Genomic DNA, 13,498 nt, shown 5'->3' with positions numbered 1-13,498 from the left:
TCTTAATTAATGGCCAATGATGATTTTTCGATATAATTCAGCCTGTTTTCGAGATATTCCTTGATTACGGCATAATCAACAGTATACTTTCCCTTTTGTACCGCCTGAATATAGAACACTATATCTCTGTCATGATATTTTTTGCTGTAATAATATTGAAACGTAAGCTTCTGACCGTTTTGATTTCCGTAGGATGAGTCCTTGTAGCCCTCCATATATCTGAATCCGGCAGGAACGATGTATGTAATTTCATAATATCCTCTTTCAATATCAGCGCTCATTATCGGTGCAATAGTTACTTTTACTATATCAGATTGATTAAAATCTGTCTGCTTTTCATATGTTTTCGCATTAGTATAATCAACTGAAATAGAAAAATCATCGGTTTTATTCTTTTCCAGATCATCCATATTCCCCAAAGCATCTACTTTGCACGCTATACTTCCTCTTATATTGCTGAACCTGACATCGCCTATATCATCCTTTTTTACGGCAAAGCTTTCTCTGTCAAACAGTTTCAGTTTGTATTTTTTATTTTCACCGTTTGAAGAGACAGTCACCTCTCCAAATAAATCCTTCACTTCGTCAAGCTGTGCAATATCCCTGTCCATTATATATATCAGCTGCTCCATATTGCTAAGGGTATAGATTGACGGTTCATTATATATGTATTTAAACAGTCTGTCTGATGTATCGTAATCGTGAACCTTGCATCCCAATACTGCCAGAAGTGCGGTAATTTCGTAATTATCCAGGTCACTTTCACCGTTTCCGTAATACAAGTAGTCTCCGGATTCTTCTAAATTTAATGTTATCTCTCTGTAATATTTTTTTGCCGTCTCATTATCTCCAAGCTCTGCCAGCGCCAGATACAGATAAATTTTATCTCTGATTCCAAGCTCTTCTGATTCCAGAAGACTACGCACTGCAAGAAGCACGGGTTCCTTGTACTTACTCAGTCCCCACAAAGCTGCAGCTGTATCTGAGCTGTACTCTTCTTCCTTTAATATATTATTAAAATACAGCTTCATTTTACTTTCTTTATAGTCACTATTCAAAGTGTGAACCAGCTTTGCTGTAAGTTGAGCATCAGAAGATGAATATGGAAACAGTTTGATACCTCCTGATTCCGTCTCATACTTGCTTATTTCATTAAGCATTTTTTCCTCGTCGAAGTACAAATCCATATCAAAATATCTGTTTATATATTCAGTTGCCAGCATTGAGCACACTGTTTGATCTATTCTATTTCCATCTGAAAATGATATATCTCTCAAGCTATTATAGAAATCTGATGTACTTTCATTGAACAGAGTAATTACAGCGTGCGAATATACATTATCAAGCACTGTGCTGTCACTGAGGCGGTAATAGTTGGTATTGTTAAAGTAAACAGCAGAATCAACTACGCTGAATTCCTCGCGTATTCCATCCTGGTTTCCGCCACATTTAGCTTTGGCATATATATCATACTGTCCCTCGTCAAGCTTGCCAAGCTCAATGCTGGTGTAATCACCGGCATATCCTGCTGCCGCATAAGCAGTTTCTTTCTTTGTATCCTTGTCTATAACGGTAATTTCATATTCAACCTCATCACCGTCCTTGATATCTGTACCGAACACTCTAAAAGCCGAGCTGATTTTATCATCCAAAAGATATTCGCTTCCCATTATCATATCAACATAGAATGGAAGGCTGACAGTTATGTTCTTTGTACCACTTCCGGCATAAAGCTTATCGGAAATTCCCTGATATGTAATTCGCCATGAAGTCAGATTGTCGGCAAGTTTGAATTTAACCTCCGCATTACCCTTACTGTCCGTAGTTACTGTCTTAAAAAAGTTGGTATCTTCAAATTCATCCCGGAAGATACCGTCTTCTCCTCCGCCTCCGCCCTTTTCGGCTTGTGGTTTTTCTTCGCTCAAATCTATATTTGAAACATAGCTTCTAATTAGACCGTCGCTCCAAGAATACGAGTACAACGCATTAAGAGTATAGACGTCCTTAGGAAACATGGCGAAGTATGCTTCATCAACCACGCTTATGTTCACATCTGCTCTGCATGGCCTGCCATATTCATCCGAAGCATTTATTTTCAATGTAACCTCCTCGCCGGGTTCATATCTTTCCTTATCTGTTTTTATATCTAACTTTAATTCTCTCTCCGTGTTATCGTAATACAGCACGTCATAATCTGCAATGGGATACATATATCCATTTTTTACATAAATACCGTTAATATATACGTTAGGAATAAAATCCTCATCAAATTTAACTTTCATATCTGTATTCTCTGATACAGAATAATCAACAAGTCCGTTTCTCATGAATACTGCAAACAAATTATCTTTTTCAATGTTCTCAACATTTTCATTACCATATGTCAGTTGAATATTTGCAGTATCATTAAGTCGAAATTTATCTCCTATATCTCCGCTCAATTCATAATAATCATAATAATGATATCCTTGACTTCTTAAATAAACTTCCTCCTCGATCCCACCATTTACATCATCATAGTAGGCTGTTACAGTATAATTCCTATCTTCCTTGAATTCAGGAATTCTAAAATTTGCCTTTCCGGAATGAACATCCACATAATCGGAATACACAACATTTTCTACGAAATTATAATCATATTCTATTTTATTGACCTTGTTAATATAATCATACTGCTCTCCTACTTTTACTTTTTGATAATATCTTTCGGTTACTGTTACATTAACACTGCCATCCAAAGGCATTCCACGTAAGCTTTTATAATCGTAGTTGTCTTGGCTGTAACCTTCAATATTCATCTTATGAAGCAATATATCTACTGAATGAGGATCATTTATATCTTGTTCAACCTCTAGCATCTCATGCTTCGGAAATATTTCAACAGTATCTCTCAAATACACTGGTGAGTCCTCAGCTTCATTATTGTAGCTCTCCAAATATATTGTAGCCGGTCTCCAGTTTTTGCTTCTTACATCCGTATTTACATCAAATGAACATTCCCCATTTTCATTAAGCTTCAGAATCTGTTCCATTCCTTCGTATTCAGTCTTATATCCATAATATCTAAATGCATTGAAATTAAGCTCTATGTTCGGTACTGGCGGACCGTTGAAAAATTCTGCATTTACTTTATAGTTTATCTTTTCTCCGCTAAATGCATATTCCCTGTCAACCATTCCTTTTAATCTGTACAAAGGTTTCGTATATTTTTGAACTGAAATATATTCTCTGGAAATCAGTTGATTATTGTCATATGCTTCTATTACTAAATATTCAGAAGTAACATTATTTAAGTCAAATTTAGCTTCGTAAGTTCCTATATTTGTCAGATTTACATACTTGGTATCCAAAACCAATTTAGTTCTTTCATCCACCAATTCAAGCTTTACTTTATTTAACGACTTGTTATTTCTCAGTTTTGCAAATCCCCATACATTCACGGTATCATCAGGCATGTACACACTTCTGTCCGTGTCCATATACATAAAATACTTGTTCTGGTTATACATGCTTCTATAATAATAATTGCCAATGAAAAGACTTTCAGCATAAATAAAGTCATTCAAGCCCTTCGATGCTACTCGGAGCTTCATTGATTTAAGCTTTGTAGCATCTGTTTCAAAAACAAGCACCCCTTTTTCATCAGTCATGCCTATAGATTTCCCATTTAATATAACATTTGCATTCTCGATTTCTTTACTTGAATTTCCGTCGCAGGCAAATACCATAAATTGATTATTAAATATGGCATTATAAATAAGCATGTCGTTTATTTGCATGAAAAGATACTGCTTACTGTCTGCTTCTACCGAGCTAAACTCAAGCAGGTAGTAACCCTTTTCCAAGTCGTCAGGCAGTTCGAAAAATGCATTTCTGTAATAATACACCGAATCCACCATATAAGGACTCTGTTTTACTGATTGCATCAGTGACATCTTTTTTTCGGATTTGTCCTTAGGATAATTTCCCGTTTCTGCAAAGCTATAAACATCTTCTGCAAATTCATCTGCGCCTTTATATTGATATATGTTTATATTAAATTCTTTTTCTTTGTCTTCATCACCCACATATGCATCAATTATTTTAGGGTTGTCTTTGTAAATATTTATAATAGGTCTTTCAAAGCAAAAACGAGGTTCTCCGTCAGACTGTGTTTTAAATGAAAAAACATAGTCCTCACCCAAAGACTCGCTTCCGTCTGCAAGTCCAAATCCTTTTTTAACAGTTACCGTGTAAATTGTGCTTTTTTCCATCTGTTCAGGTACGAATATAATAGAGCTGTCATTCTTTATGAAACTTCCTTCAACCTTTGGGCTCATTTCAAAAAAATCTTCTATATCTGTGAAATTATTCATTGAGAAATACAGCTCTATCCCTGAGTTTAAAGGAACATAAGTACTTTTATCCTCGGGAAGGGTGCTTTCAATCTCAAATTTTTTCTTCGTCTGAAACGCCCACGAATAATCGTAGCCGATATCGCTGATTTTAACCTGGTACACCTTGTTATTTTCAAGCTTGGACAACGGCAGAATGTTGTATACTGTTGAAGATATCTTATCAACTTTGTAATTTTCTTCAGGCAATATATTAAGGTTTTCTTTTATATATTTTTCATTTATGTCCTTTTTTGACGTCAGTTGAAACCCCGATTCTGTATCGATACCCTGATCGTCAGATTTAAGTGCAGTCAGTTCGTACATATCTTCAGTTGACTCAACAGGTGTTTCACCATTTTCTACTGCAGGTTCATTTACAGGTTTGTTTTTCCCGGAGCATGCTGTTATCAACAGACACATGCACAGAATTAAAGAAATAATACGTTTATACATAAAGGCCTCCCTATTGTTATTAATACAAATTCCATATATTAATTATATACGAATAAATTGGAAATAGCCATAGGATTTTGATGCTTCATGGCTCCGCGCATAAAAAAAAGGACAGCTTGTGCTGTCCGCCTATATTATTGTTCTTCCCTATTCTCTTCAGTTTCTTGAACATCTTCAGCTTCCTGCTCTCCATCATCCTCACCAGACTGCCCTTCAGATTCTTCTGAAGATTCTTCATTGGCTTTTGATTCCTGAAGATTTTTCATGTATTGATCATAATTGTAAATCGGATCGTACTTATGCTCATAGAATTCTTCTATTGCAACAGCCAACGGCTTTATAGAGTTCGTTTCTACCAGTGCTTCCGAACCATCTATAATCTGCCTTGCTCTTTTTGAAACTATTGTAACAAGAGAATATCTGCTATCCACCATATCTATCAGTTCATCAATTGATATTTTTCTCATACTATACCTCTCTGATTTTGTTTATAATCGATTTTTTCCTTATAGCTCGATTTTTTTCTGCATTAATGATGCATTTAATTTTGTCAACTGCCGATTCAACCTCATCATTTAAAACGACATAATCATATTCAAAAGCATAATTTAATTCATCACATGCACACTGCATTCTTTTAAATATTACTTCCTTTGAATCCGTACCTCTTCCTTCAATTCTGTGCTTAAGTTCTTTTAGTGAGGGAGGCAGTATAAATACGAAAACTCCTCTAGGGTAATTTTTTTTGACCTGTAGAGCCCCTTGTATATCTATCTCTAGTATAATATCATTTCCTTCTTCGAGCTGTTTAAACACCTCTTTTTTCGGTGTACCATAATAATTTCCGTAAACCCTTGCATATTCAAGGAACTCATCATTATTAATTTTTTTTACAAACTCATCCTCTTTCAAAAAAAAATAACTTACACCTTCTTTTTCACCTTCTCTTGGCTTTCTTGTAGTGGCCGACACCGAGACTTTTAAATCCTTCATCGCTTCTTTAAGCTTTTTGCATATGGTGCCCTTGCCTGCCCCTGAAGGACCTGAAATTACCACTAATAATCCGCTGTCCATTCATGCACCTCTTTACTTAATATTGTGGTTGTTATGTTCAAATCTCTGTGCCATCGTATCAGGCTGAATAGCCGATAATATTACGTATTCACAGTCGGTTATTATAACTGCTCTTGTCTTTCTGCCATATGTAGCATCAATAAGCTTTCCCTTTTCTCTTGTTTCTTGTATGACACGTTTTATGGGCGCTGATTCGGGACTTACAATTGCTATAATTCTATTAGATAATGCTATATTCCCAAACCCAATGTTTATAGTGTTACCTGCCATATAACTTCTCCTATTCTATATTTTGTACTTGCTCTCTGATTTTTTCCAGTAGGTTTTTTATCTCTACGACAATTTGAATTATTTCAAGTCTTCCTATTTTAGATCCGATCGTGTTAATTTCTCTGTTTGACTCCTGAATAATGAAATCCAATTTCCTTCCTATTGTTCCGCCGGTCTCCAGCACATCGCCCAGCTGACACATATGAGACTTAAATCTAACAATTTCTTCATTGATATCACTTTTGTCAGCATAAATTACGATTTCATTATAAAGCCTGTTTTCATCAAGCTCATGGCTATTTCCGAGAAGCTCTTTTATCCTTGCTTCAAATTTAACTTTGTAGTCCTCAACCACTGTCAGAGAATTTTTCGAAATTTCTTCCATTAGCAAAAGTATTTTCTCCATGCTTGATCTGATATCGGCTTCAAGCTGCTTGCCTTCGGCAGCTCTCATTGCAATAAGATTTTTCACTGCATTGTTCATCGCCGCTTCAACACATGTTTTAAGCTCCTCTTCATCATCCGTATCTTCTTTTGCCATAAGAACATCCTGAAACCTTATAATGGTGTCCAGTGAAACATTGCTGCTGATATTCAGTTCATTCTTTATTTCGTCGATAGCATCTTTGTATTGCTTGGCAAGACAAAGGTTAGGAACTATTACAGTATCAGATTCACTTAAATAGTCTATGCTTATATATACATCTATTCTACCCCTTTGAATGCTGTTTTTCAAGATTTTTCTTATATTATCCTCGAAAAAGCGTAAATGTCTAGGTGTTTTGACGCTGATATCGCAATATCTGTTGTTTATGGTTTTTATTTCCGCCGTTATAACTCGTTTCCCATCATTGTGCTCGCCTTTGCCATAACCGGTCATGCTTAATATATTCGCCATTTTTTTCTCCCAAAATTTTTTTCTTAATGTGCTGTTTTATTAAATAACTTTATCAATATGATGCAAAATCAAAAGATTTATTATCTTTTATTAAAACATACGCCGCAGTTTTTCAAATAACTGGAATATATGATATTTATTATAACATTAAAAATCAAATAGTAAACAAAAAATAAAATATTTCAATGACATAAAAAGTTTTTTAAGGTACAATATACAATAGAACGGAGGTTTTTAAATGTCACTGGACGGAATTTTTTTAAACAGCATAAAAAATGATTTATATAAAAAACTAATAGGAGGGCGTGTAGATAAAATCTACCAGCCTGATAAAAATGAAATAGTTATACACATAAGAAACAACGGTGAAAATTACAAGCTTCTGATGACATCGGCAAGCAGCAACCCTCGCCTGCATATTACTAATATAACGAGGAAAAATCCTGACCAGCCTCCAATGTTTTGCATGCTATTGAGAAAGCATCTCATTGGAGCCCGCATAACCAATGTGCATCAGATAAATTTTGACCGAATACTTGAACTTACCTTTGAATGCAAGGATGAACTTGATACAACAGTACATAAATCCTTAATAATTGAAATAATGGGCAAGCACAGCAATATTATTTTTATAAATTCTGATACTTCCCTAATAATCGATTCAATAAAAAGAGTTGCAGAAAATGTAAGCTCGGTACGCCAGATATATCCGGGAATAAAGTACGTTATACCGCCCGAACAGGATAAAAAACCTACCCTGGAAATTTCAGAAGATACTTTTGCTGATGCGCTGAACGAATCAAATTCAGGTTTGTTAATCTATAATTTTTTCTATAAAACATTTATAGGACTCAGTCCGTTCATTAGCAGAGAAGTTTGTCATTTGGCAAATTTAAATGAAAGTACTTACATTGGCGAACTTACTTCAGATCAGAAAAGAAATCTGTGGAATGCTTTTAATTTTATCATAAACAAAGTTAAGTCGAACAACTTCTCATTTAACATTTATTTAGATAAGTCTTTAAACCAAACTTATTTTTATTGCTTGGATGTTGAGTATTTAAAATCTTGCGATAAAAAGCATTACGATAATCCCGGAAACCTTTTGGACGACTATTTCTATGAGAAGGACAACAAGAACAAAATTAACCAGCGAGTTTCAAGCTTGATTAAAAGCATGAATACAAAAATAGACAGAATCAAAAAAAAGGTTGAAAAACAAAGAAATGAATTATTAAATGCTGAAGATCGTGAAAAATATAAAATATACGGAGAGCTGATACTGGCAAATCTGCACAGAAAACCCGAAAAAAACAAGCTTACCGTTATAAATTATTACGACCCGGAACAAAGAGAAATTACTATCCCATTGGACCCAAAACTTAATTTATCTATGAACAGCCAAAAGTTTTTCAAGCGTTACAATAAGCTTAAACATGCTGTAGAAGAGCTTCAAAAGCTGATAGAATCATCCTTAAACGAAATTCGATACCTTGAAAATATTCTTTATTCCATAGAATCGTGCGAAACAACCGATGATTTGGATGAGATATATAATGAATTAATTGCTGAAGGAATAATGAAAAAGAAATCAAAAGTAAAAAAGCAAAAAGAATATAAACCTGAATTTACTGCGTATATATCGTCAGGCGGACATGAAATTTTGGTTGGAAAAAACAACATTCAAAATGACACCCTTACTTTCAAAGTAGGTAAAAAAGATGATTACTGGTTCCATGCCAAAAACATGCCCGGTTCTCATGTAATAATAAAAACAAATGGAGACGAGCTTACTGACAACGAATATGTTGAAGCTGCCCAAATTGCTGCCTATTATAGCAAAGGAAGAAACTCCGGAGCCGTGGAGATTGACTACACAAAGAAATCAAATGTAAAAAAACCGCCAAATGCAAAACCGGGTTTTGTAATTTATGATACAAACTACTCGATGCTTGTTAAGCCTGACATAACAGAAATCAAGTCAAATAATAACTAAATAAAATCTTAAAACATAGAGTAAAATAAAAACGTTGCGGACATCTAGCAATCCGCAGCGTTTTTTATTTTCTTGAAGAACTAATCCATATCAGCATCTACTTCCGAATGCGCTTTTTATAAAACCTTGTTGCAAAATCAGCCTATTGCAGGAATACTTTAATTGTGATTATTTACGTGAAGCATATGTCTTTTATCCTTCATAACAGTATCAAAAATATTTTTAGCAATATAATTGTCCTCAGAATTTTTAATAAGATTAGTTTTATCAATGCTATAGAGACCTTTAGCTCTCAAAATCCTTGTTTCTCTGGTTATAAGTTTTGGAGTAGGTTGACCTCCTCCTGCAATGCAGCCTCCGTTGCAAGCCATTATCTCAATCAAATCATACTGTTTTTCACCGCTTTTAATCTGCTTGATTAGATTGTCGGCATTTTTCAATCCATGTACCACGGCTATACTAAACTCGTTTCCATCAACAGTTACATTTGCCTCCTTAACAGATTCAAGCCCACGCACACTGCCATAAATAATTTCACAATCTTCTTTGCCGAATTTATTTTTCAGCACTTTGCGCAACACTGCTTCGGTTACACCCCCTGTAGTTCCAAAAATAACTCCTGCACCAGAGCCTGTTCCAAAAGGCATATCCATTGCCTCTTCCTCTATTTCATCAAACTTAATGCCGATTTCTTTTATCATTATTGCAAGCTCTTGAGTTGTTATGACAAGATCAACCTCCCTAACACCGTCGTGGGAAAACTCAGGCCTTGCAGCTTCTGCTTTTTTTGCTGTACACGGCATAATGGATACAATAAACGTATCTCTACCATCCTCTGCATCTTTAGATTTGTAATATTCCCTAAGAACAGTTCCAAACATTTGCTGAGGCGATTTACAGCTGGAAATATTATTTTTAAGCTCTGGATACCTGTTTTCCGCAAATTTTACCCACCCGGGACAGCAGGAAGTAAATAGAGGCAGATTTTCCCCTTTTGAATATCTCTCGAGAAATTCGTTGCTTTCTTCAATAACCGTTAAATCCGCTGACAATGTGGTGTCAAAAACCTCTTCTGCTCCGAGCTTTTTAAGAAGTGCTACAATTTTGCCTGTAGATACATGCCCTGGTTTCTGACCAAATTCTTCACTTAATGCAACTCTTACAGCCGGCGCAATCTGCACTATGACTCTTTTACATTTATCATACAGAGCATCCCATAATTTTTCTGTTTCATTTTTTATTGTAATAGCTCCCGTAGGACAAACGATACGGCATTGTCCGCAGTTTACACAGTTAGTCTCCGCAAGTTTTTTATTAAATGCAGGCTGTATAATTACATCCGAACCTCTATTTACAAAGCCAAGCGCACCTATCCCCTGAATTTCCTCGCATACCATCACGCAATCGCCGCATTTAATGCATTTGTTAGGATTTCTTACAATGCTTGGGCTGGAATTATCTATATGATTATTTTGTGACAGTTGCTTGAATCTGTTTCGATTCATCCCATACCTTTTGGACAATTTTTGAAGCTGGCATTTACCTGTACGCTCACAGGTTGTACAGTCCTTATCATGATTGGAAAGCAAAAGCTCTAAAATCATTTTTCTGTACCTGCGTATTCTAGGAGAATTCGTATATATTTCCATACCGTCCTTCGGAGGCTCTGAGCAAGATGCTATTATTTCACCCTTGGACGTTTCAACAGAGCACATCCTGCAGGCACCGTATATACTCAGTTCCGAATGATAGCAAAAGGTAGGCAAATCAATTCCTGAATCTCTTATTACACTCAAAATATTTTTTTGATTAGTATACGTCACTTTTCTTCCGTCGATAATCATTATTCCGCCCATAGCTATACCTCCTTGATTGCTTTAAATGCACACGACTCTATGCAGGCCCCGCACTTAATACATTTTTTAGCATCTATTGTAAATGTTTCTTTGATTTTTCCGCTTATTGCATTAACCGGACAGTTTCTGGCACATTTTGAACATCCCCTGCATAAATTCGAATCTATTTCAATAGTCATTAATTTCTTGCACTGCTTAGAAGGGCATATCTTGTCCACTACGTGCGACCGATATTCATCATAAAAATACTCCAGTGTACTGAGCACAGGGTTTGCAGCTGTTTTTCCAAGGCCGCACAGCGCAGTATGCTTAACTGTGTCTGCAATTTCCTTTAATAATTCTAAATCTTCCAATGTTCCTCTTCCTGAAATTATTTTTTCAAGTATTTCCAGCATTCTTTTAGTTCCTTCCCTGCAGGGTATACATTTACCGCAGGATTCACGCTGTGTAAAACTCATAAAAAATCTTGCAACCTCAACCATACAAGTATCCTCATTCATAACAACCAAACCGCCGGAACCTATCATTGCTCCCGCTTTTTTCAACGAGTCAAAGCTTAAAGACATATCGAGATGACTTTCATCAAAGGTTAGGCATCCTCCTGAAGGTCCGCCGATTTGTACAGCCTTAAACCTTTTGCCATCAGGAATACCTCCTCCTATATCAAATACTACCTCTCTAAGCGTTGTTCCCATTGGGACCTCTATAAGTCCCGTGTTGACAACATTACCTGTAAGTGCAAACGCCTTTGTTCCGGGACTGTTCTTGGTTCCGTATTTTCTGTACTCATCAACACCCTTGCTAATAATGAAGGGGACATTTGCAAATGTTTCAACGTTATTCAATACAGTTGGACATGAAAACAGACCGTGCTCAACAGTCCTAGGAGGCTTAACTCTCGGCATCCCACGCTCTCCTTCTATAGATGCTGTAAGAGCACTTCCTTCTCCGCACACAAATGCTCCGGCACCCTTATTAATATGAAGATCAAAATCAAATCCTGAACTTAAAATGTTTTTACCTAGCAATCCGTATTTCTCAGCTTGCTCAATAGCAGTTTTAAGCCTTTCAACTGCAAGAGGATATTCGGCTCTCACATAAATATATCCTGTATGCGCTCCTGCAGCATATCCGGCAATTATCATCCCCTCAATAATTTTGTGAGGATCACCCTCCATTATGCTTCGATCCATGAAAGCCCCTGGGTCACCTTCATCACCGTTGCAGACTACATACTTAACGGGATTTGCCTGTGATAAAACCTGGCTCCACTTTTTACCAACTGGATAGCCTCCGCCTCCTCGTCCTCTGAGCCCGGAATCCTGAATCGTTTTGCATACGTCCTTGGGCTGCATTGAGCTGAAAATTTGTATCAATGACTTATATCCGCCTCTTCCTATGCACTCCTGAATATTCTCAGCATCCATATGACCGCAATTTTCCAATACAAGTCTTGTCTGTTTATGATAAAAAGGTATGTCCTCCTGCGTTTTATACAGTCTCCCATTTTCATGATGCATCAATCTTTCAACAGGCTTTCCCTTAACGATAGTCTCATCAAATATATCTTTACAATCCTCCGTTTTTACTCTCAAATACAGATAATTATACGGCTCAATTCTTACAAGAGGCCCCGCTTCACAAAATCCATGGCATCCGCTTTTTTTAACACTTATGCCTTCGTCCTCTTTTACAAGATCTACGCTTGCCAAATTACCATTTTCATTTACTAGTCTTGTCAGTTCATTATAAATATCTATGGATCCGCCGGCTACACAGCCTGTTCCTCCGCATACCAGTACTTTTATTCTTTGCTTCGATAAAGATTTTTTAAAAATTTCTTCATATGCTTCCAAATCTGCGTACGTCTTGATAAACATTTACAAACTCCCCTTTCTAATGTTTCTGATCAGTTCTACCGCTGATTCCGGCGTCATTTTTGGATGTACGTTACCATTAACTGTCATTACCGGTGCAAGGCCGCAGGCTCCAAGACAGGATACAGTTTCAACCGTAAACATCATATCATCCGTCGTTTTCTTTTTTTCAGATAATCCCAATTCTTTGTTCACCGCATTCAAGATAGGAACAGATTTTCTGACATGGCATGCCGTTCCGTCACAAATTTTAATAATGTTTTTACCCTTTGCATCAAGAGAGAAATTTTCATAAAATGTAGCAACACCATAGACTTTAGATTGGCTTACATCTAGATTTTTCGCTATATAAACCAGCACATCCTCAGGCAAATAATTATATTCATTTTGAACCTCTTGAATAATGTTGATGATTTCTTTTTTATCACAGCAATACTTTGTTAAAACACCATCAATGAATTCTCTTGTTTTTTCATTCATATGATTCTCCCCTTTAAAATAGCTAAATATGTTTGATAAAAATATATCAAAATAACGTTTGGAATTCAAGCAAAATAATGGTAACGATTAAAATCAAACTAATCATAGTGATTATTGTAAGTTAATAAAGTTAGAATACGTTTTCTACAGAAACAAAGTATATTTAGTCTATTGACATACATATGTAAACTATGTATTATGTAAGCATAGATTACATA

At 35.9% G+C, this 13,498-nt stretch carries 9 protein-coding genes; 1 reads left to right on the top strand and 8 read right to left on the bottom strand.

The window, feature by feature from the left end; all coding sequences use genetic code 11:
* Window positions 1-2 precede the first annotated feature (2 nt).
* From RBQ61_RS10450 to RBQ61_RS10430, 5 genes are all read right to left on the bottom strand, one after another.
* On the bottom strand, window positions 3-4,829 hold the full coding sequence (locus tag RBQ61_RS10450; RefSeq protein WP_308137267.1) for an Ig-like domain-containing alpha-2-macroglobulin family protein: 4,827 nt from the start codon (window positions 4,827-4,829) through the stop codon (window positions 3-5).
* A 134-nt stretch (window positions 4,830-4,963) separates the two neighbouring features.
* On the bottom strand, window positions 4,964-5,296 hold the full coding sequence (gene rpoZ, locus RBQ61_RS17660; RefSeq protein ID WP_374049881.1) for a DNA-directed RNA polymerase subunit omega: 333 nt from the start codon (window positions 5,294-5,296) through the stop codon (window positions 4,964-4,966).
* A 1-nt stretch (window position 5,297) separates the two neighbouring features.
* Entirely contained in the window at window positions 5,298-5,903 is a 606-nt protein-coding gene (gene gmk, locus RBQ61_RS10440; RefSeq protein ID WP_308137266.1) for a guanylate kinase, read from the bottom strand.
* A 12-nt stretch (window positions 5,904-5,915) separates the two neighbouring features.
* Complete coding sequence (locus RBQ61_RS10435) at window positions 5,916-6,173, bottom strand: DUF370 domain-containing protein (protein ID WP_213924649.1); 258 nt, start codon at window positions 6,171-6,173, stop codon at window positions 5,916-5,918.
* A gap of 10 nt (window positions 6,174-6,183) precedes the next feature.
* Complete coding sequence (locus RBQ61_RS10430; RefSeq protein WP_308137265.1) at window positions 6,184-7,071, bottom strand: YicC/YloC family endoribonuclease; 888 nt, start codon at window positions 7,069-7,071, stop codon at window positions 6,184-6,186.
* Between the two features lie 238 nt (window positions 7,072-7,309).
* Between RBQ61_RS10430 and RBQ61_RS10425 the strand changes: the two genes are divergently transcribed.
* Window positions 7,310-9,067 carry an NFACT family protein gene (locus tag RBQ61_RS10425; RefSeq protein WP_308137264.1) on the top strand — a complete coding sequence of 586 codons (1,758 nt, stop codon included), beginning with the start codon at window positions 7,310-7,312 and terminating at the stop codon, window positions 9,065-9,067.
* Window positions 9,068-9,225: 158 nt separating this feature from the next.
* Here RBQ61_RS10425 and RBQ61_RS10420 read toward each other — a convergent pair whose 3' ends face one another.
* From RBQ61_RS10420 to RBQ61_RS10410, 3 genes are read right to left on the bottom strand one after another with little or no spacing between them, the layout of a single operon-like run.
* Window positions 9,226-10,923, bottom strand: coding sequence for a [FeFe] hydrogenase, group A (locus RBQ61_RS10420; RefSeq protein ID WP_308137263.1), 1,698 nt, complete (start codon window positions 10,921-10,923; stop codon window positions 9,226-9,228).
* 2 nt (window positions 10,924-10,925) lie between these two features.
* On the bottom strand, window positions 10,926-12,803 hold the full coding sequence (locus tag RBQ61_RS10415; protein WP_308137262.1) for an NADH-quinone oxidoreductase subunit NuoF: 1,878 nt from the start codon (window positions 12,801-12,803) through the stop codon (window positions 10,926-10,928).
* Window positions 12,804-13,280 (bottom strand): NAD(P)H-dependent oxidoreductase subunit E, encoded by a 477-nt coding sequence (locus RBQ61_RS10410; protein ID WP_308137261.1) that lies wholly within the window; start codon window positions 13,278-13,280, stop codon window positions 12,804-12,806.
* Window positions 13,281-13,498: the final 218 nt, after the last annotated feature.

The organism is Sedimentibacter sp. MB35-C1, from assembly GCF_030913635.1.
GTDB lineage: Bacteria > Bacillota > Clostridia > Tissierellales > Sedimentibacteraceae > Sedimentibacter.
This window is presented reverse-complemented; position numbering and strand designations above follow the sequence as displayed.

Excerpts from the sequence above, each read along its gene's own strand:
- RBQ61_RS10410 (WP_308137261.1), bottom strand. The coding sequence starts at position 13,280 with ATGAATGAAAAAACAAGAGAATTCATTGATGGTGTTTTAACAAAGTAT.
- RBQ61_RS10420 (WP_308137263.1), bottom strand. The coding sequence starts at position 10,923 with ATGGGCGGAATAATGATTATCGACGGAAGAAAAGTGACGTATACTAAT.
- gmk (WP_308137266.1), bottom strand. The coding sequence starts at position 5,903 with ATGGACAGCGGATTATTAGTGGTAATTTCAGGTCCTTCAGGGGCAGGC.
- rpoZ (WP_374049881.1), bottom strand. The coding sequence starts at position 5,296 with ATGAGAAAAATATCAATTGATGAACTGATAGATATGGTGGATAGCAGA.
- RBQ61_RS10435 (WP_213924649.1), bottom strand. The coding sequence starts at position 6,173 with ATGGCAGGTAACACTATAAACATTGGGTTTGGGAATATAGCATTATCT.
- RBQ61_RS10430 (WP_308137265.1), bottom strand. The coding sequence starts at position 7,071 with ATGGCGAATATATTAAGCATGACCGGTTATGGCAAAGGCGAGCACAAT.
- RBQ61_RS10415 (WP_308137262.1), bottom strand. The coding sequence starts at position 12,803 with ATGTTTATCAAGACGTACGCAGATTTGGAAGCATATGAAGAAATTTTT.
- RBQ61_RS10450 (WP_308137267.1), bottom strand. The coding sequence starts at position 4,829 with ATGTATAAACGTATTATTTCTTTAATTCTGTGCATGTGTCTGTTGATA.
- RBQ61_RS10425 (WP_308137264.1), top strand. The coding sequence starts at position 7,310 with ATGTCACTGGACGGAATTTTTTTAAACAGCATAAAAAATGATTTATAT.